Annotated in this window: 19 protein-coding genes and 1 other annotated feature; of the genes, 2 read left to right on the forward strand and 17 right to left on the reverse strand. The window is 36.1% G+C overall.

Annotated features, from left to right (window positions below; genetic code table 11):
* Positions 1-7: 7 nt before the first annotated feature.
* Positions 8-865 carry a cysteine ABC transporter substrate-binding protein gene (locus FJR71_RS03395; RefSeq protein ID WP_048716914.1) on the forward strand — a complete coding sequence of 286 codons (858 nt, stop codon included), beginning with the start codon at positions 8-10 and terminating at the stop codon, positions 863-865.
* A 41-nt stretch (positions 866-906) separates the two neighbouring features.
* Here FJR71_RS03395 and FJR71_RS03400 read toward each other — a convergent pair whose 3' ends face one another.
* The 7 genes from FJR71_RS03400 to FJR71_RS03430 form a co-directional block, all read right to left on the reverse strand.
* Positions 907-2,400 (reverse strand): hypothetical protein, encoded by a 1,494-nt coding sequence (locus FJR71_RS03400; protein WP_140814099.1) that lies wholly within the window; start codon positions 2,398-2,400, stop codon positions 907-909.
* Between the two features lie 91 nt (positions 2,401-2,491).
* Positions 2,492-2,959: a deoxycytidylate deaminase gene (locus FJR71_RS03405; protein WP_023023644.1), complete on the reverse strand. Its 468-nt coding sequence runs from the start codon at positions 2,957-2,959 to the stop codon at positions 2,492-2,494.
* Positions 2,960-3,091: 132 nt separating this feature from the next.
* Positions 3,092-3,451, reverse strand: coding sequence for a 50S ribosomal protein L20 (gene rplT, locus FJR71_RS03410; RefSeq protein WP_000124834.1), 360 nt, complete (start codon positions 3,449-3,451; stop codon positions 3,092-3,094).
* Between the two features lie 49 nt (positions 3,452-3,500).
* Positions 3,501-3,701: a 50S ribosomal protein L35 gene (rpmI, locus tag FJR71_RS03415; RefSeq protein WP_001125942.1), complete on the reverse strand. Its 201-nt coding sequence runs from the start codon at positions 3,699-3,701 to the stop codon at positions 3,501-3,503.
* Positions 3,702-3,734: 33 nt separating this feature from the next.
* On the reverse strand, positions 3,735-4,265 hold the full coding sequence (gene infC, locus FJR71_RS03420) for a translation initiation factor IF-3 (protein ID WP_006597373.1): 531 nt from the start codon (positions 4,263-4,265) through the stop codon (positions 3,735-3,737).
* Positions 4,266-4,280: 15 nt separating this feature from the next.
* Positions 4,281-4,411, reverse strand: a sequence feature (ribosomal protein L20 leader region).
* Positions 4,412-4,431: 20 nt separating this feature from the next.
* Positions 4,432-5,115 (reverse strand): (d)CMP kinase, encoded by a 684-nt coding sequence (gene cmk / locus FJR71_RS03425; protein WP_048688051.1) that lies wholly within the window; start codon positions 5,113-5,115, stop codon positions 4,432-4,434.
* 10 nt (positions 5,116-5,125) lie between these two features.
* Positions 5,126-5,569 carry an SAG1386/EF1546 family surface-associated protein gene (locus FJR71_RS03430; RefSeq protein ID WP_048688049.1) on the reverse strand — a complete coding sequence of 148 codons (444 nt, stop codon included), beginning with the start codon at positions 5,567-5,569 and terminating at the stop codon, positions 5,126-5,128.
* A gap of 45 nt (positions 5,570-5,614) precedes the next feature.
* On the opposite strand from FJR71_RS03430, the gene FJR71_RS03435 reads away from it, so the two are divergent.
* Entirely contained in the window at positions 5,615-5,812 is a 198-nt protein-coding gene (locus FJR71_RS03435; RefSeq protein WP_048688046.1) for a ferredoxin, read from the forward strand.
* On the opposite strand, the gene FJR71_RS03440 is transcribed toward FJR71_RS03435, so the two are convergent.
* The 10 genes from FJR71_RS03440 to FJR71_RS03485 all read right to left on the reverse strand — a co-directional run bounded on the left by FJR71_RS03440 (position 5,809) and on the right by FJR71_RS03485 (position 19,436).
* Entirely contained in the window at positions 5,809-6,297 is a 489-nt protein-coding gene (locus FJR71_RS03440; RefSeq protein WP_048688043.1) for an EbsA family protein, read from the reverse strand. The genes FJR71_RS03435 and FJR71_RS03440 overlap by 4 nt on opposite strands.
* Positions 6,298-6,426: 129 nt before the next feature.
* Positions 6,427-8,901, reverse strand: a complete 2,475-nt coding sequence (locus tag FJR71_RS03445) for an LTA synthase family protein (RefSeq protein ID WP_140814100.1) — start codon at positions 8,899-8,901, stop codon at positions 6,427-6,429.
* A 1-nt stretch (position 8,902) separates the two neighbouring features.
* Entirely contained in the window at positions 8,903-9,763 is an 861-nt protein-coding gene (locus tag FJR71_RS03450) for a rhamnan synthesis F family protein (protein WP_023023650.1), read from the reverse strand.
* Positions 9,764-10,963 (reverse strand): ATP-binding cassette domain-containing protein, encoded by a 1,200-nt coding sequence (locus FJR71_RS03455; RefSeq protein WP_140814101.1) that lies wholly within the window; start codon positions 10,961-10,963, stop codon positions 9,764-9,766. It lies immediately after the preceding gene.
* Positions 10,963-11,772 carry an ABC transporter permease gene (locus FJR71_RS03460; protein ID WP_003006678.1) on the reverse strand — a complete coding sequence of 270 codons (810 nt, stop codon included), beginning with the start codon at positions 11,770-11,772 and terminating at the stop codon, positions 10,963-10,965. The genes FJR71_RS03455 and FJR71_RS03460 overlap by 1 nt, the downstream gene beginning before the upstream one ends.
* Complete coding sequence (locus FJR71_RS03465) at positions 11,772-12,713, reverse strand: glycosyltransferase family 2 protein (protein ID WP_140814102.1); 942 nt, start codon at positions 12,711-12,713, stop codon at positions 11,772-11,774. The genes FJR71_RS03460 and FJR71_RS03465 overlap by 1 nt, the downstream gene beginning before the upstream one ends.
* Positions 12,710-13,858 carry a beta 1-4 rhamnosyltransferase Cps2T gene (gene cps2T / locus FJR71_RS03470; protein ID WP_140814103.1) on the reverse strand — a complete coding sequence of 383 codons (1,149 nt, stop codon included), beginning with the start codon at positions 13,856-13,858 and terminating at the stop codon, positions 12,710-12,712. Before cps2T ends, FJR71_RS03465 begins: the two co-directional genes overlap by 4 nt.
* A 109-nt stretch (positions 13,859-13,967) precedes the next feature.
* A complete protein-coding gene (locus FJR71_RS03475) occupies positions 13,968-15,188 on the reverse strand; it encodes a glycosyltransferase family 4 protein (protein WP_140814104.1) in 1,221 nt (406 codons plus the stop codon).
* Positions 15,189-15,196: 8 nt separating this feature from the next.
* Positions 15,197-16,498 (reverse strand): DUF2142 domain-containing protein, encoded by a 1,302-nt coding sequence (locus FJR71_RS03480; RefSeq protein ID WP_172605091.1) that lies wholly within the window; start codon positions 16,496-16,498, stop codon positions 15,197-15,199.
* On the reverse strand, positions 16,485-19,436 hold the full coding sequence (locus FJR71_RS03485; RefSeq protein WP_140814105.1) for a rhamnan synthesis F family protein: 2,952 nt from the start codon (positions 19,434-19,436) through the stop codon (positions 16,485-16,487). The genes FJR71_RS03480 and FJR71_RS03485 overlap by 14 nt, the downstream gene beginning before the upstream one ends.
* Positions 19,437-19,498: the final 62 nt, after the last annotated feature.

The following is a 19,498-nucleotide window of genomic DNA, read 5'->3' on the forward strand; positions in this document are numbered from 1 at the left end:
GATTTTTATGAAATTCATTAAACCAATTTTAGTTCTTTTTACCTTCGCTCTCGCTTTGCTCTTTATCACTGCATGTGGCTCTAGCAAGTCATCATCTTCTTCTACCGGCTCTAAAGCACGTACCATTGAAGAAATCAAGAAAAGTGGCGAGCTTCGTATCGCAGTCTTTGGAGACAAAAAACCTTTTGGTTATGTTGATAATGATGGATCCTACCAAGGTTACGATATCGAACTAGGAAACCAATTAGCTAAAGACCTTGGTGTCAAACCGAAATATGTATCAGTGGATGCAGCTAACCGTGCGGAATACTTGATCTCCAATAAAGTGGATATCACATTAGCCAACTTCACCGTAACAGATGAGCGTAAGAAACAAGTAGACTTTGCCCTTCCTTACATGAAGGTTTCACTCGGTGTGGTGTCTCCTAAAGATAAGGTCATCACAGATGTGAAACAATTGGAAGGAAAAACCTTGATCGTAACCAAGGGAACTACTGCTGAAACCTACTTTGAAAAGAACCATCCAGAAGTAAAACTTCAAAAATATGACCAATACAGCGATGCCTATCAAGCTCTCCTAGATGGACGTGGCGATGCCTTCTCAACAGACAACACAGAAGTCCTTGCTTGGGCCCTTGAAAACAAAGGATACGAAGTTGGAATTACTTCACTTGGTAATCCAGATACTATTGCACCAGCGGTTCAAAAAGGAAACAAAGAACTCCTCGATTTCATTAACGATGACATTCAAAAGCTTGGAAAAGAGAACTTCTTCCACAAAGCTTACGAAAAAACTCTTCACCCAACCTACGGCGATGCTGCAAAAGCAGATGACCTCGTTGTTGAAGGTGGCGAAGTGAAATAACAAATAAAGACTCTATCACAATGATAGAGCCTTTTTTCTTGTCAAAAACTATTTTCCTTAGTATCCTTTGGTCGTTTCACCCAAAAGAAAGCACCCAGTAGGACATCGATGGCTAAACAGAAAGAGAGGACCTGTAGTGGCCACAGCAAGCCATAAACAGCTGATAGACCGTTGAAAATACATGCTGATGCCCAAAGTAGTCGAGAATCTATCGCCAAAGCGAACTGGGTTGAGACAAAGCCGATGGTGAATAGGATCAAATGGATACTCGTTGCATAAAAAATCATGAAGGCAAAAGTGCCGGTCAAGATGAGTCCGACGAAGCCCAAGCCATAATAAGTAAGACCGAGCCATTTTGGAAGAGCAAAGAGATAGGAATAAGGAGACGATGCATTTTCTTCCTTGCTTAAGTTCCTGTTAAGGGGCTCTCTAGATGTCTCAAGTGACTGCTGGCTATTGTTGTCTTGCTCAACTGTCACATCCACTGTAGGCCTTTCCTGCCAAGCCACTAAGCCCTTTGTTACGACTCTTTCACTTCTATCACTCGATTGGTTCCCAAATAACATAACAAGAGGAGCGATGACTAATTTTTCTTTCATCAAGACGAATACATTAGGATAGCCATATCGTTTTGGGTAAGAAAGTAAATCGGATAATAAGGAAGAAGATTCCTTATTTCCGGAGCTCACTTCATCCGAACCTCTTTGACTTTCTAACTGCTCAGCTGCCTCTTCTTCATCTCCACATGCAGCACCTTCTTGGTCCGAAAGGGCGCTTGACCGAGCCCCAAAGAGCTTCTGCAAACTTTCCTTCTGTCTATATACCAGGTAAAGAGAAATAACAGAATGGTAAAAAGGAATGGGTGAAGTCGTCTTTAAAACGAGGAGATCTATCAAAACAGAAGGAAGATAGTAACAAGCATAAAGGCAACTGAGCACAAATAGAACCTTCTGACTCTTAATGACAAAGAAACTGGACAACAAGATGACTAGCAGGACTTCTTGGTCCACTCCTTCAAACAATCTCCAGTAAAAGTCAGATTTTGAATGATCCAATATAGTCCACAAGCGTAAGACAACAGGAATCCGATCTACCAATTGTAAGATACTAATCCCAAAGGAAACCAACGGAACGATTGGATACCAGGTTCCTTCCTGACCAACCAAAGAACGAAGACGAGGCCACTCCACCTTATTGATCATTATCAGGACAATGGCTAAGGTTGGAAGTTGAGAAAGTCTCATCACAACCTCCGTACCAAACAAAGCAATAGGAACCTCTTGTGGCCAAAAGATGCTGAGAACTAGGAAGAGAGCATATATAAGAAGCCCTTCCTGCTTCCCCTGGTCTTTCCAGATTTTTACTGTGAGAAAGACTTGAATAAGTAGCCATAAAAGAATCTGAAGGATTGACAACCAGATGATAGGGGGATTCTCTCCATTTCCAGGCTCTCCGGATAAGATCATAAATACTTGAAAAAGAGCTCCAAGAACCTGGACTAGTAAGAGAATGAGGTAGCAAATTTTACGGTTCATCACAATCTCCTTCCTCTAGACGAATCAGTGAAGCGTGAACTCAAAAACGAGCTTTCTTTTTAATTGTAGCTAGTGAGACAACAAGCCATTCTTAAATAAAGTCTGCCTCTGCAATAGCTTCTTTAACCACTTCCAATGGAAGATGGACTAGCTCTACTTCTTTTTCACGGTAGAGATACTCGGCATACTCATCGATGCGGTATTGATGGATATAAACAACCCGCTTGCAACCAACTTGAAGTAGCTGCTTGGTACAATTGAGGCAAGGGAAATGGGTCACATAGGCTGTGAAACCTTTGGGAATCCCCCGTTCCGCTCCCTGTAAAATCGCATTGACCTCTGCATGGAGGGTCCGGACACAATGCCCTTCCACCATGAGACAGTCATGATCCAAGCAATGTTCTGTACCAGAGACAGAGCCATTGTAGCCCGTCGCAACCACCTTATGATCCTTGACCAATACAGCACCCACCTTGGCCCGCTTACAGGTTGCCCGATTCGATATTAACAAAGCCTGTGCCGCAAAATACTCATCCCAAGCTAATCGTTTATGTCCCACAGTCTTGTCCTCCTTCAAAAACCTTCTAATTTTTTTCATTATAGCACGAAATCAGCAAGAAAAAAAGATGACACTGTCACAGCCGATTCCTTCACTCAAAGAAAAAGAGATCCATGCGGATCTCTTTATTAATTATTTACCAAGTTTTGCTTTAGCTGCATCTGCAAGAGCTGTGAAAGCCGCTGCATCGTTAACAGCCAAGTCAGCAAGCATTTTACGGTTAACTTCGATCTCAGCCAATTTCAAACCATGCATCAATTGTGAGTATGAAAGTCCGTTCATACGAGCTGCCGCATTGATACGTGTGATCCACAATTTGCGGAAGTCACGTTTCTTTTGACGACGGTCACGGTATGCATAGTAGTAAGAGTTCATTACTTGTTCTTTTGCAGTACGGAACAAGATGTGTTTAGCTCCATAGTAACCTTTAGCTAATTTAAGAATACGTTTACGACGTTTGCGTGATACAACGCCACCTTTAACACGTGCCATTTATATTTCCTCCAATATTTCCTAGAATTCTTTACTTACAAATACGCGATTATTTCAAGCGAGTAAGCATTGCTTTGATACGTTTGAAATCTCCTGAATGCACCATAGATGCTTTACGAAGATGACGACGTTGTTTCTTAGTTTTTCCGTGGAAACGGTGAGAAGTGTAAGCACGGAAACGTTTAAGTCCACCAGAACCTGTACGTTTGAAACGTTTAGCTGATGCGCGGTGTGTTTTTTGTTTTGGCATGATATTTTCTCCTTTTTTTAACTTTCTGACAGATTATTTCTTGTCAGTTGCTGGTGCCAACTGCATGAACATTTGACGACCATCCATTTTAGCACGTTGTTCGATGATAGCAATATCTTGAGTTGCTTCAGCGAAGTCGGCTAAAACTTTTGCCCCAATCTCTTTATGGGTGATCATACGACCCTTAAAGCGAATGGAAACCTTCACTTTGTTCCCTTTTTCAAGGAACTTGCGAGCATTGCGAAGTTTTGTATCGAAATCACCCTTGTCAATAACTGGGCTCAAACGAACTTCTTTCACGGTCACAACGCTTTGTTTCTTGCGTTGTTCTTTTTGTTTCTTCTGGTACTCAAATTTGAACTTACCGTAGTCCATAATTTTCGCAACAGGAGGTTTAGCTTGAGGTTGAATGAGAACCAAGTCCACATTAGCGTCGTCCGCAAGTGCTTGCGCTTCACCAAGTGGTTTGATACCCAATTGTTCGCCCTCAAGACCGATTAAGCGAACTTCACGTACACGAATTTCATCATTGATGAATAAGTCTTGCTTTGCTATGGTTTTCACCTCTTTTTTTATTTTAGAGAAAAACAAGAGCGGACTTGCTAACGCAAACCCGCACTACATGATTATATTTCATTTCTGAAACTTGATCCGTAGGGGCCAGACAACGTTAGTCGCAAGGCGAGAAGTTCTCACTTCTGCTTTTCTCAACTTTTATATGATATCAAGTTTATGATGGATTGTCAAGGATTTTTTTTGCTTTTTCTTCAATAAATGCAACCACTTGATCAATCTCGACACCAGTCGTATCAAAATTAATGGCATCTGCTGCTGGTTTTAAAGGCGAAACCTCTCGGTGACTGTCTTTGTAGTCCCGCTCTGCAATTTCTTTTTTCAATACTTCTAAATCTGTTTCAATACCCTTGCTCAAATTTTCCTTATAGCGACGCTCTGCACGTTCTTCTACAGAAGCCACTAGGAAAATCTTCAATTCTGCATTTGGTAAGACAACCGTCCCAATATCACGACCGTCCATAACGATACCACCTTGAGCAGCAATCTGTTGTTGCTGAGCTACCAAGCGCTCACGGACTGGAGCTAAGGCAGATACCCAAGAAACATTATTGGTCACTTCATTGTCACGAATTGGATGGGTCACATCGACATCAGCCACGAAGACTAATTGCTGCCCGTCTTCAGACCGACCAAAACTCACAGGATATTGGTTCAGCAAATCAACCAACTGGTCAACATCTGCTTCAGTCAGATCATGACGAAGAGCTAAATAGGTCGCTGCACGATACATGGCACCTGTATCGAGATAAGTGTAGCCTAAATTTTTAGCAATAATCTTAGCAACAGTTGATTTCCCACTGGATGCAGGACCATCAATTGCGATTTGAATTTGTTTCATAGTCTATCCTTTATCGAATTTTGACCACATCACCTGGATTCGCATACCAGGAACCAGTAGACATGTGAGATGGATTCAATTGCTCCAATTGGGCGATCGAAATTCCAGCACGTGCCGCAATCGCTGCCTCTCCTTCACCAGCAAGAACTGTGATAGTCTCTTCTCCTGACTCATCATCACTTGAAGCTTCTGAACTTTTTGCTACAGGAGCTGCACTACTAGATGAAACGACTGTTGTTTCACCATTGTAGAAACCGCTCATTTGTTTCTTCTTATCGCTTCCACCTGTAGAAAGGTAAACTAAGAAGCAGACCATCGCTACAATAATTATAAAGAAAATAATCGCCAAGATGGTTAACAAGCGATCAGCTTTTATTCCATTCAATTTGTTTGTTCGTTTCAATGTTTCTTCTCCATCATCATAAATCTCTTCTTCCCATGGCTCTTTCGGCATAACTTCCTCCTTGTGTTTTCCTGTTAAAATCATTACAATATAGATATGAAAATAACATTAATACCTGAACGTTGTATCGCATGTGGCCTTTGCCAAACATATTCGGACATTTTTGACTATCACGATAATGGCATCGTTAAGTTCGCCTCTGAGGATGAACGATTGGAAAAGGAATTTCCTACCGATGCTGCTATCCAAGAAGCGGTTAAAAATTGTCCAACCCGAGCTCTTATCAAAGATTAAGAGCTTTTTTCATTATCTGCATAGTAGAGTTGATAATAGTCCACATGGATAAAGTTATCTGTCAACTCAATCTCACCCTTAAAATGATCATTTAAGGCTAAGGCATTGATAAAGTATTTTTTGGGCCACTTACGCATACAGAAGGTCCGACTTCTTGATCCATCGTTGAAAATCAACTTGATGGAATTCTTTGTAACTTCCACTTTTTCAATCGATGAAATCGGAACTTTTATAGGAGTTAATGGATTTGCCGTGATAATCCGTAAAAACCCATCATCGTATATGGTAAAATAGCGATGCACTCCTACAGCCAGCAAGGCCATAAAGAGAAAGAATGAAAAGAGTACCACCGTCGGGATACTGGAACTCTCATACATCAGAGCTAGTCCAATAAAGACGGGTATAACCGATAAAGACCAATAGGTAATTAGCATGGATAAATCAGGCTGCCAATGGTATCGGATTTTCCCAAAAATCTTAATCATATGCGGAACCCCCTTCTACTAGTTTAGCATAAAATCAACAAAAATAGAACAGGAAAGCCTGTTCTATTTTTAATAATTTTAGTGATCAAATCACTGAATGACAGATTGATGAAAGCTGGTCTCTTTCCATTAATTTTTCGCCGATGGTACCTCGAAGAAATCTTTGGATAGATAGCCTTTACCACTGATCAAATCATATTCCACCATCTTCAAATCTTCAGCAATCTCTCTCGCTTCTCCTTCTAAAGCTTTTTTGTCAACACTTGCTTTCTTCAAAACTTCCGTCAAGAGAGCATAGTAAGGTGAGACTTTAGAGTTGGTCTGTTCAAAGACCATAGCAGAGAAATCACTTGAATTGACTAAAGGATAGTCTAATTTAGGAGTCTCAAAATTACTCCAAATAAAGTAATCCGTTTGGTACTGACCTTCTGGATTATTTTTAAATGCAGATTCCGGATACAAACCAGGCAAATGATCACCATAAAAGACGACTGTTATCTTTTTATCAATTTTGGCTAACTTTTCTAGGAAGTCTTGGGTGGCATTGTCAGTATGATATAACATTCTGATGTATGCAGATAATTGCTTATTTGCATTATCAGAAAATCCTGGATAAGATGCGTTCATATCAATTGGATTAGGTTCATTCCATGGTGTATGATTTTGCATCGTCATTACTGAAAAGAATTGACTATCTTTATTCATATTTTTTAGTACTAATTGGTAAGTGGACTCATCACTATAATTCCCACCAATATTGTAACCCTCTTTCCCTTTATTACCATAATGAATAAATTTAGCAAAGTCAAGGTTTCCATAAATAATATTACGCGAATAATTACTAGGACTAGCTATATGTATGACAATCCGATTATTAGAATTGAAAGAATTACTTATTGAAGGAAAGTAATTCATGACTGGAGCAACTTGTGTATATAATATAGAAATGGAAGGAGATAAGTTATACATAGGTAAACCAGTTAAGGTTTGAAACTCCATATTAGCAGTTCCACCTCCATAGCCATCCGATTTCATTAAACCACTTGTCGTACGTTTTTTTATTTCTTGGATTTTAGGAATTGGATTAGATGATACTTTCACATCCTCAATACGCGAAGGATCAGAAAAACTTTCACTTAATACATAAATGACTGTTTGTTCGTTTATATTCTCTTTTCTGGTTAGATTTATATCACCCGCAACTTTTTTATATTTTTCTTCAATTTTTTGAATAGAACTTTTACTATAGTCTTTTGGTTTTATCATAACTTCTGATGTTAAATGAGAAAACCAAACATATGATAATGATTTAATTTGAGCATTCGTTGTATTTCCAAACCAAGAAATATCATGTTGATTGTTTAAAATACCAATTACAGGTATACTGTCATCAACCTTACCATCTCTTCTCTGTTTAAAAACACTATAAATACCAATGAAGAAGGAAAAGATAGAAATTATTACAATTCCTCTTAGATAATAATTTTCCAATACTCTCCCATAAAGTAATATTATTCTACAAGACAAGTACAAACCCAAAAATACTGCAACTATTAAAAACACATAAAAATACGATTGAGGCCCAAGCGAATCGAACATAATACCTGGATGCATCAACCAACTTAAATCACTTGGCAAAATAGGCTCTTGCCTATATTGAAACTTAAAATAGCTAGCTATTGATATACCAATGATTAAAAATACACTTAATAGAGTACTTAATAAAAACTCATTAAATAAACAATAAATAAGTAAAAATAATGCAAAAAATACAAGTATTTGAAAGGCGGTTGCACCAGGAAATAAATTTCTACCTAAAATAGTAACATCTGTTCTAATACTATTTTGAATCGTATAATTAAAGGTGATAGCAAAAAAAGAACTACAGACTAAGGCAGCACCGAATTTAGGTCTATTTCTGTATAATTGATCAATACCAATAATACTACAAAAAACAAAAGGAAAAAGTATGATAATTAAAAGAATAATAAATTTATCTAATTCCATTAAATATGAAAACTGGTTTTTAATCAGACCGTCTGTAAATAAATCTCTTAAATAACTAGTTTCCGGTAATATTTTATAAATTTTTGAATCAGTTAGACAAAAACCTATTAACATGAAGCTGTGGAATAATATTGAGTAATATTCCTTGTACTCAGAAATTTTAATAAGCCTATTCTCAAAAATAGGGCAATAAATTGAGATTACATAATGATAAATAAATGCAATTAAAAATATAGAGAAAAGAAATAGGAGAAAATTAACTTGAAAAAAGTCATTCGCTTTAAAAGAAAAAATATTATATTTTAAAACATTTACATTTCTACTACATTCAATAATATACGACCCTAATAAGTATAATAAGTATATAATAGCACTCTTAATAAAAAAGTATCTTGACCAAATTTTCGAAAGGACAACGGATATAAAACTAATACTTATAAAAAAGAGTAAGGGAGCATAATGAGAATACGAAAAATATAAAATTGAATGAGTGGAATTGAAAGGTAGAAAATAATTAAAATTGACAATTAACAATAAAATAAAGCTCGCTAAGAATAAGCATAATTTAATGTATTGGTTTTTAATAAAGTTAAGCATCTTATTTTCTAAATATTCTCCTAACTAACTTTTTTATTCTGGAAATAAAATCTTTATTTTCTACCGTCGCATCAGTTATACAATATACATTTGAAATCAATTGTTCATTTAAAACCGACATAGGAAAATCAGTTAAATTGTTGATTTGACTCTTTATGTAATTAGTCTGTTCAGAATTAACTTGAAATACCTTAACTTTTATAAATGGTACTTGTTGATTAAGAATTTCTTCGGGTCTATAATAAGAAAAATCAGGGTGAATTAGATTACCTGCATCTTCATTTATAGTATTAAAAACCACACCGTATTTAAATCCAGATTTAGTTAGAATACCAGTAAATCTTGTCTCGTAACGATCAATCACACTTCTTATATTTTCATAATCCCTAATACTTGTCCAAAACTTTTGAAAAACTTTTGACGACACAACTTGACGGGAATAAGAAACAAAATAACTCTGAAGATGTTCCTTAAAATACTTTGTTTTTCTAAAATTAGTCATTCCCCAAAAATCAATATCTACTTGTTTTTCAAATTTTTCGAAATACTCTTTTAAATCCCACAAGGGACCAATACATGTATCGTTCATCAAGGTAACCGAATCATAATCTACCAAGGAATTAAATCCTATATAATTCATACCATCTCGCCAGGCAGCAAAATCATACCCAATATTCTCTCGTTGAACAACTTCATTAATGCCAATTTTTCGTAGGGATTTTAAATGTTCAGTTGATAAGCAACTATTCGATATCAATAGAATACGCGAAAAAAGTGGGGAAAGTTTTTCCAATTGATATAAAACATGACTACTTAAATCATCAGACTTATTGTAGTGAACATAAAGTAGAATTCTATTCATCTACATCGTCTCCCATTTCCCATTCCTTTGCAATAATCCGGTAGCAGAATCTTTCGCTGACAAATCATCATCTAAAATATCTGTTCGATTTAATAAAATTATAGGTGAATTATCTCCCTTTGCAAATGCAAGCATTGTATTCGAACTATCTCTTACTGAAACTTGAAGTTTTAATTTGATATCATTCAAGCTTGATAAACTACAAGAATAGCGGAAACTCTTCCTCCCTTTTCCATCAGTTAATAAATCTAAAGAATTATCATTATATACCCAAAGACCGCGATCAATTTCAGTTAGCGAGAAAGCTATGTAAGTTTTTATGTCCTGATTAACATCATATGACACCTCAAACTCAATGGGATCTTCAGGACTTGACATTTTATTCGAAAGCAATTTTATATTTAAATTGCTTACAGCTGCATCCTCAATTGTAACATCATCATTTGAAACTTTTTGATTTGCTGCATTATCATAACTATATTGATTTGCAACATCATCAGGATTTCCAACTACTTTAACTAACCCATTTTCAATTAAAACAGCCTTATTACAATATTTTTTTACAGCATTCATATCATGGGTAACAAGAATTGTCGTCTTACCTGATTTTTTGCGTTCCATAAAGTAATCATTACACTTACGTTGAAAAGCCTCGTCTCCAACCGCTAGAACCTCATCCAAAATCAAGATATCCCCTTGAGCCTTAATGGCAACCGAAAAGGCTAAACGAACCTGCATCCCTGATGAGTAGTTCTTGAGTTTCTGGTTCATGAATTCATGCAACTCGGCAAAGTCTACAATGTCATCATACATGGCATCAATCTCAGTTGTTGAGAAGCCCAGCATGGCTCCATTCATATAGACATTTTCCCGACCTGTCAGTTCTGGATTAAAGCCCACTCCAAGCTCAATAAAGGACACCAGTTTCCCATCGATAGTGACTGTGCCTTTTTCTGGCACATAAATTTCAGAAATAATTTTTAATAGAGTAGATTTTCCAGAACCATTTCGTCCTACAATACCATAGAAATCTCCTTTTTTAACTTCAAAAGAAATGTCACGTAAAACTTCTTGTTTTTTGTAACCCTTAATCCCCCTAAATCGGTTTACTAAAGTTGTTCGTAAACTTTGAGTCGATTCAGTTGGTAACTTAAAGTATTTGCTGACATGGTCAACTTTAACTGCAATATTACTTGACATTATAAAATCTCCGCAAATCGTTTAGAATTTCTGTTAAATACAATAACTCCAATAATAAATACAACTATTGGAATACAATATGGAATACATGCAATTAACTTATTATCAAACAAGTCCCAGCCACGAGGATTGACTGGATCAATAATATAGTGACGCATATCTTGCAAAATTTGTGCAATTGGGTTCATCATCAATAGTTTTGCAACATCAGTATGATTTCGTTGTAATAAATATGTAATTGAATAAATAATTGGACTCGCATACATTCCAGCCTGTAGCACTACTTCCCAAACTGGACCTATATCACGGTATTTAACAAATAGAGCCGATAGGATAAAAGCAAAGCCTAAGGAAAGAAACAAAATCTCAATAAATAAAGGAATGATAACAAGAGTATGAATCCCAAATGAGACATTATTAATCAAGGCGAAAGTGAACACAACTAATAAATTAATCGAGAAGTTGATAGCTGCTCCTAGTACCGATGAAACAACAATAGTCTGTTTTGGAAAATTCAACTTTCTCAACAAATCGCCTCTTGAAACAATAGACAACATCCCCATATTTGTCGCTTCTGTAAAAAAGCTCCAAAAAATCATCGACAAAAGCAATCCAACTGCGTAGTGCGGAGTTCCATCATCAAATCTTAAGAATCGAACAAATACCACATACATGATACTAAACATCATCAAGGGTTTCAGTATTGACCAAAGGTAGCCAATAGCTGAGCCTTGATAGCGTAATTTAAAGTCTGTTTTGATTAATTCTCGTAATAAAATTCGATTTTTCTGACTAAAAACATCAAACATTATTTTCCACCTCTAAATGCAAACTTTGTTAAAATCAAGGTCGTGAACACACACGTGTGAAAAGCCCTGTTCTTGCGATAACCATACTGACGAATCCGTCTCAGACGTTCTTTTAGGGGAACGTCCATAATGGTCACAAAGTTTTCAATAATTTCTTTATTTTGGGGGCTGACTGGCAGATCCAATAAATTTTTTGCTTGTTCTTGACTGGATTCAATGAGCTTCCAATACTTAGCAAACAGAATATGAGGGCGAACCCAGTTTTTAACCCGTTTCCTAAGGGTTCGAGCACCCAGAACATTGCTACTGTGCTGCCGGTACAATTCTGTCGGCTGATCGATATAGATGAGCTTTCCAAAAGTAGCTGCCAGCAAGGCTAAATACCAATCATGCATGAGAAGCGCATGTTTTTCTTGGCCTGTCCATAAGTCAGCCAACGCGTGGTTAATCATGGCTACCCCACCAGTTACTGTATTTTCCGTCAGCTCTTGAATCAATTCTGTATTGGCATGATCAGACTGGGTGCGAATCATACTCTCATGTTGCACGTTCAAGTTTTCATCGACCACTTTTAAATCTGTGTAGACCAACAAAGGCACTTCTTGAGGGTGCTTGGCCACTTCTGCTACTTGAAGAGCAATCTTTTCAGGAAGCCAGACATCATCTTGGTCACTGAAGCAATAAAGATCTGCTTTTTCATATTTCAAGAGGGCCTGGAAGCTCTTGATAACACCAAGATTTTCGATAGTTCCTTGATTGATAAAGCGAATGCGCTCATCCTGGGCCACCAACTCTTGAATAATCTCTACCGTACCGTCGGTTGACCCATCATCTCGGATCAAGAGGTGCCAGTCTTGATAAGTCTGATCTTGGATACTTTTGACCTGCTCTTTTAGATACTGTTCACCATTATAGGTGGACAACAAGATATTTACTTTCATGATAAGAATAATTCCTCGTATTCACCTACAATTTTTTCCCAGGTAAAGTTTTGCTTCATATTGACCTTGGCACGTTGACCCCATTCAGATACATCTTCTAAAGGATCGACATGGTCGATCAAATGCGCCAAATTCCCAGTTTCTTTGGTCCAATATTGGGCTGTATCCTTTGCGACCGTTTGGTTAAAAGAGACTCCTAGAACCAAATTGAGGTCCGTCTGAGCAAGAGCCTCTAGGAGACCAGGATTGGTTCCGCCCACTTCATGACCATGAATATAAGCAAAGGCTTCTTTACGAATATACTTCAAGAGGTCTTGATCATAGACCGTTCCTACAAATTTTACACGTGGATCCTGATCAAAGCCCGTTCGAGCTCGAAGCTCTTCAAAATAGGGATTGCCTTCATGATTACAAATGATCACCAAATCCCGCTTGCTTGAAGAGGTCATAAATTCACGAATGGCGGTCTCGTAATTATTTTCTGGGACAAAGCGACCCAAGATCAAGTAATAGTTCTTCTCCTGTGTCTGCCATTTCTGATAGAATTCTCTGACCTTCCTATCCTGACTGGTCAAGCTGGTCGGAGATAAATCCGTTCCGTAGGCAATATAGGTCGTCTTGGACCAAGGATAGGCTTCCTTGATATAGGACTCAATACCTGGGTTGTCTGAAATTACCAAGTCAGCGTGGCGTGTCATGATTTTTTCAGAATACTTGAGATAGACTTGAATCAATTTAGCCCACTTTGCCCGCTTCCACTCCAGTCCATCCGGATTGATATAGAATATCCCACCCATCTTATGAATCTTACGCGCAAAAGGTGCTACAAAGGCTCCAATTGTATTGCCCAAGACATAAAAAATAGGTTTTTTAATTCCTTGTTTCTTAATGACCTTCAAGGCATAGTTGATGGCCATCATATCATAGGCGATGACACGCGCAGGTCCAAGCTTAGGGGCTTTAATGGTAAAACAATCCACACCCTTGTAGTCAAAATGATAATAAGCTTGATCATTAGAAAGGCAGGCAACATGGTACTGGATATCTGGAGACACTTGATGCGAAACCAACTGGTCTACAAAAGTCTCAAAACCGCCATATTGAGCCGGAAGACCACGACTTCCGATAATAAAAACGTGTTGCATATGATTCCCTTTCTAATAATTTACAGTCTGTTCAATTATACCATTTTAAAGAAAGCTTGTATAACCATTTGTAGTGACAGTAATTGTCTGCAATCATTCTATAACTTTTTTAATACAAATAATTTTTTAAGAAATTTTTAAATACATCAATTTTAGATGATTTTACACCCTTAATATTTAAAAATTTATCTTTTTCCTTTACATTAATCTCTACATCCTCATTTACATGTTTCAATATACACTTATAAGCATTTTCTAAATTATATATTGCTGTTATTTTTTCTTTATTTTGTACCATTTCATTTTTCTTCATAGAAAAATTTGTCAATAAATTTAAGATATGTCTTGATAAATCAGGTATATCACCCAAGCAGTACATTTCTCCTTGTATAAAGAGGTCTTTAACAGATCTATATCCCTTGTTATTCGATACAATTGTTGGAATGTTATTTATTAGTGCTTCAATATATACCATTCCAAACGTTTCTATTTTTGATGTAAATACACATATATCTTTATCTGTTAAAAATTCCCAAGGTTTATCAAGAAAACCTATGAAATGAACATTTTGAATGCCATTATTTTTTACATAATCTTTACATCTTTTTGCATATTCTTCATCTTCTGCACCAATAAATATCAATGGAATATTTGAAATATTTAAATTGTGATAAGCTTTGATTAATTCCAACTGATTTTTATTCTCAGTTATTCTTCCAATCTGAATAATCCTATGAGAATTAGAGGTTTTTAAATTTGTACCACTTATTTCAGAGTATGGTATAAAACTTAAAATATTCTTATCAGTTAATAATTGTGATAATTCCTTTTGCAAAGAACCAGACACAGCAAAAATTTGATCAGAATAATATTCAATAAATTCAAGTTTTTCTTTATAATAACCAAATTCTCCCTCAGGGAATTCATGAATTAACCAAAAATGACGAATATTTTCTTCAGCTGCAGCTAAAGCTCCCTGGAAGACATTAGCTGTGTTACTAATAACTAAATCAACTTTATTCTGATTCAAAATCTCTCGAATTCTTTTAATATTATCCTCGTAACTTTTTACTCGCTGATAATATGTCCCAGGTAATCCACCTGGAGCTTCTTCCCACCACCACTTAACTGCTGGAATACCAATAGCTTGAATTCCAGCTTTCTTCATCTGCTCCAAATAATTTTTTTGAACTGGTACACGATAATCAGGGAAAACGTTTAAGACTCGAAAGCCTTTACTAACTAAAAATTTCATTAAATTAAAAATTGAAATTTCGGCGCCATTATCCATTGTTCCAGTAGGTGAAATAAATAAAATTGTTTTAGTCATCGCAACTCCTAAAATACCCAATAAAATGGAATTAATAAGTAAAGAGAAATCAGATAATTGAATAATAAGGTAACTACAGTAATAGTTAGCAACTTATGCTGTTTCATTTTAAGGTTACCTAAATTTGCAATTATGGGCAAAAATAAGATGAGAAATGGAGTGAAATATCTCCCCTGGCTTCCAACAGAAATATTCGCCCCTTTTCCTAACACTATAGGTGTCCATTGTAGATACATGACCGTTACAGTGGCAAGCACTTGTATTGGAAACAATAATGAAGAGACCGTTGCAAAATCTTTAGTGAAGAAGTATTCTTCGCTTGATAAAAATATAAGAAATAATATGCAAATATTTACAAAAATAAGCCATAATGGAAGCTGAATAGTGAAATTCCCAAAATAACCAAACATACCTATTGTCAAAATAGTATTTAGGTCACCGTTCATATGTTGTTTTAATAATGTATTCGACAACACTTGAATGTAGTGGATTACTCCACCGTTATCTCTCATTAAATAATATAGAACAGCGAAGATTGCAAGTAATAGAACTAAATAAAACACATACTTAAATTTTGAAATAGTCTGTTTAATCACTCTTAAGGGCGTATTTAAAAAACTAAAGACACCTTCAAAATTTAATGGTATAAACGGAATAAGACATAGTAATAAAAAATTATTTGGTTTAGTAGCTAAAAGCAATAACGATATAGTTACTAATAAAAATCCATCTTTATTTGAAAAAGTCTTTTTGTATGCTAAATTCGTTATAAAACCGATTGCTAGCATGATTTCTAAATAATTCATTACATCATAAGATAAAGAAGATGCTTGTTGAACCATTATTGGTTGTAACGAAATAAAGAATAGAGCTAGTTTACCATATTTAAAATATTTAATTAAACAAAAGACACCTATAATATAAGCTAAGGCATTAAAAATTCTGCCCATATAGATTATCATGCCTACTGTTGGCTTTATCAAACTTCCCAATGTCATACCAACCAACTGAGGAAGGAAGGAAAGAGATTTAAGGTTTAGAGTGACTTGATACGGTTCTTTTTCCATATCAAGTTTTTTATTAAGAACCTTTTCATAGTCAGTAGGGTTTACATGAGCATCACTCGAAATCTCGTTCATCCATTTAAAGGACTGTAGAGTTGGTTTGTGGACAGTTTCCCAAGTCATACGCGCGTGGTTTGTTTCGTCTGGCACACGATTAATTGGAAATACTAACATAAATGAAAAAATAAAAATCGTTGCTAAGATGAAAAATAAATTTTCAACTTTTATTTGTTTATTTTTGTTCAAAATAAGTCACCATATCATCTTTCTTGCTTAAGGTACAGTTTTCAAGAACAGCCCGATAAGCAGACTCTGAAATTTTCTGTCTTAATTCTGGAGATAAAACCAAGGCTTCAAGCTTGTCGAACCACTGTTCATCAGTAGCCAACAATCCTGTTTCACCATCAACAACCGTATCTGAGAAAGCTCCTATCTTGCTTGCTACTGTTGGTACCTTCACCAAGGCAGCTTCAATCCACTTAATCTCTGACTTCGCACGGTTAAAGATAGAATCTACAAGCGGTGCTAGGTTAATATCAACCTCACTAATCAAGGCAGGCAATTTATCCCAGTCCACATAATCGTGAGTTACAATTTGATTTTCAAAGGGCTTCATATCCTGAGGGATATCGAGAATCCCGACAATATGTAATTGGACATTGCTATATTTTGTAAGCAGTTGCTTAATAGCTGGTTTAATCAATTCAAAATTCTCATTATGACTAATTGAACCAGAGAAATAACCAATCTTAACAATATCAGATGTTTGAGAGTAATCTTTGATATATTGACTACTAATAGCGATTAATTCATCAGAAGCCAAGTTACGATTAAGTAAAACCTTACTTTGGTACTTATACAACTCCTCCTGCAACTGGTTAGTTGAAGTAATGGCACCATCACAGTTTTCTAGCATATAGCCATAATTTCGAACACCTGCATCATAGTTTCCTTTTTCAACCGAATTCAACCCTTGCGTATAACTCAATTGATCTGTATAAACCGTATCAAAGACTAAATCATCAATATCAAAGAAGACAGGTTTTCCATATTCCTTAGCCAAATGACAGAGACGCAAAAGTTCAGGTGAGATTGGGGAACGGTAGATAATGATGTGACTAGCATTTTGAGCCATCGATAATTGGAAATCAGATAGGTTAACAACTTTGACTGCAAAGCCATGTTTGCGTAATTGTTCTGCCTTGTTCAAGACACGATAACGGGTACATTGCGGAATAATATTTTCAACCCCATCAATCAATAGAATGTATTGATCACGTGGAACAGTCTTAAATTTATTTACAATATCTTCCAAGATTGCCACAGGGTAATCCGTTTTTTCTGCAACAAAGTCCAACAAGTCAGGGACTTCTGAATCACGATCCAGACCTTGCCACAAGAACTGGTCTTCATCATAATTTTTCAGAGCTGTGTATTTCACCAAAGGGCTACCTGCTTTGAGCATCTTAAGTGGGTGAATATACATGGCAGAATCTTCGTATTCTTGCACGACCGCATCGAAACGATAACCCAAATCAGCAAAATGCTTGGTAAAACGTGTCTCATGTCGACCAATCGCCTTATCACGAGAATCTGTATCCGTCAAATGCGTCCAGTACTCATAAAAGGCATCATCATTTAGCATAAGCTTTTCAATAACTAAGAAATAAGATTGAAGATGTTTAGGAATATAACCATAAGGATTCTCCTTAGTAACATCTTCTTGTTCTTCGCCAAATGAAATCCCCCAGAAATCTAGTTGCTTATCAGCCATTTCCTTGAATACTTGAGACAAATCTCTCATCGGACCAATATTGGTATCATTCACCAAGAGGAGCTGGTCGTAATCCTTAAGCTTGTCCTTACCAAAGGCAAAAATTCCTTCTCTAAATGCTGCAGTGTCGTATCCTTTATTGTCACGAGTTAAAACTCGACCATAAGTATCGAGAGTATTGATGTCATCTTCATGAAGGTGGCCATTCACAACAATAATAACATCATCTACTAATGGAGACAGGGCTTGCAAGAAACGTAATTTATATTCTTGAAGACGAGCTTCAGACTCAAAAATAACATAAACCAGCACTTTCTTACCATTATATGATAAGGCAGAGCGTTGACTATTTCTAAGACGGCGTAACTGACGAACCTTAAGTGGTGTCATACGACGACGTAGCTGCACAACTTTGACTTTTAAAGCTCTCAAATAACCTTTAATAGCTTTGGGATTCTTAGCAATTACTCCTACTGTCTTTATTGGAGTAATAAGGGCGTTCCCTAAACGATATGACAGCGAACTTCGGATAAGCTCAATTTCTTCTTGAGCGTCTTTCAGTTGTTTAGACTGCGTATATTTTCTTCGTTCAAGTTGATCACGTTCTTTTTTCAAGCGGTTAACATAGTCTGTTACTTCATCGTGATGTTTAATCAAGCTATCCAACCGCTCTTCCAAAACCATGAGGTTATCACAAACTGCTTTGTAAATTTCATGAGGAATCTTATCAAGATATTTCTCTAGAATGTCAAGATAGATTTCATAATGGTAGCGAACGGAGTCACGTCCAGAAATTGATCCTGTTTCAAAGACACGATAATTAAGCTTAGTATTTGGCTTATAAATTGCTTTAGCACCGTTATTAATAATCAAGTTCAATAAGAAGTCATAATCTTCAAGCTTTTTTCGATTTAACTTCTCATCATAACAAGCTTTTCCAATAATACTTCTACGAATCAAAGAACAGTTATCAATAAAACTAGCATTTAGAAATGCAATTAGGTCAAATTCACGGCTTTTGAGGTAGAACTCTTCTTTTTCTGGGTTAAAAAGATCACAGTAAACGATGTCAGCATTTGTTTCCACCAACTTACTGTACAACTGTTCCACATAATCTTCATCAAGGTAATTATCACTATCTACAAATAGCAAGTAATCACTTCGAATAAGCTCGAGTCCTAAATTTCGATTCTTTACTACCCCAAGATTTTCATGAGTTTCAAATCTTGTCTCAAAAGGTGATTCCTTCAAAACCTCTTGGATAATTTGGTTAGAACTGTCTGTCGAACCATCATCAAGAACAATTAATTCAATGTTTCGATAGGTTTGGTTAAAAATGCTTCGCAAACATTGTTCAATATAATTTTCATGGTTGTAACATGTTACAACTACTGATATTAAATCATTCATTTTCCCATCCAGTTTGTTTAACAAAATTTCAATTAGTATCTGATAATTACTAATATTACTAA

It is taken from the genome of Streptococcus xiaochunlingii (genome assembly GCF_006385805.1).
GTDB lineage: Bacteria > Bacillota > Bacilli > Lactobacillales > Streptococcaceae > Streptococcus > Streptococcus xiaochunlingii.

Coding starts and splice junctions, on each gene's coding strand:
- FJR71_RS03400 (WP_140814099.1), bottom strand. CDS start 2,400: ATGAACCGTAAAATTTGCTACCTCATTCTCTTACTAGTCCAGGTTCTT.
- FJR71_RS03460 (WP_003006678.1), bottom strand. CDS start 11,772: ATGTTTGATGTTTTTAGTCAGAAAAATCGAATTTTATTACGAGAATTA.
- FJR71_RS03445 (WP_140814100.1), bottom strand. CDS start 8,901: ATGCTTAACTTTATTAAAAACCAATACATTAAATTATGCTTATTCTTA.
- cps2T (WP_140814103.1), bottom strand. CDS start 13,858: ATGCAACACGTTTTTATTATCGGAAGTCGTGGTCTTCCGGCTCAATAT.
- FJR71_RS03455 (WP_140814101.1), bottom strand. CDS start 10,963: ATGTCAAGTAATATTGCAGTTAAAGTTGACCATGTCAGCAAATACTTT.
- FJR71_RS03430 (WP_048688049.1), bottom strand. CDS start 5,569: ATGCCGAAAGAGCCATGGGAAGAAGAGATTTATGATGATGGAGAAGAA.
- FJR71_RS03395 (WP_048716914.1), top strand. CDS start 8: ATGAAATTCATTAAACCAATTTTAGTTCTTTTTACCTTCGCTCTCGCT.
- FJR71_RS03450 (WP_023023650.1), bottom strand. CDS start 9,763: ATGAATAGAATTCTACTTTATGTTCACTACAATAAGTCTGATGATTTA.
- FJR71_RS03435 (WP_048688046.1), top strand. CDS start 5,615: ATGAAAATAACATTAATACCTGAACGTTGTATCGCATGTGGCCTTTGC.
- FJR71_RS03465 (WP_140814102.1), bottom strand. CDS start 12,713: ATGAAAGTAAATATCTTGTTGTCCACCTATAATGGTGAACAGTATCTA.
- FJR71_RS03475 (WP_140814104.1), bottom strand. CDS start 15,188: ATGACTAAAACAATTTTATTTATTTCACCTACTGGAACAATGGATAAT.
- FJR71_RS03485 (WP_140814105.1), bottom strand. CDS start 19,436: ATGAATGATTTAATATCAGTAGTTGTAACATGTTACAACCATGAAAAT.
- FJR71_RS03440 (WP_048688043.1), bottom strand. CDS start 6,297: ATGATTAAGATTTTTGGGAAAATCCGATACCATTGGCAGCCTGATTTA.
- cmk (WP_048688051.1), bottom strand. CDS start 5,115: ATGAAACAAATTCAAATCGCAATTGATGGTCCTGCATCCAGTGGGAAA.
- rpmI (WP_001125942.1), bottom strand. CDS start 3,701: ATGCCAAAACAAAAAACACACCGCGCATCAGCTAAACGTTTCAAACGT.
- rplT (WP_000124834.1), bottom strand. CDS start 3,451: ATGGCACGTGTTAAAGGTGGCGTTGTATCACGCAAACGTCGTAAACGT.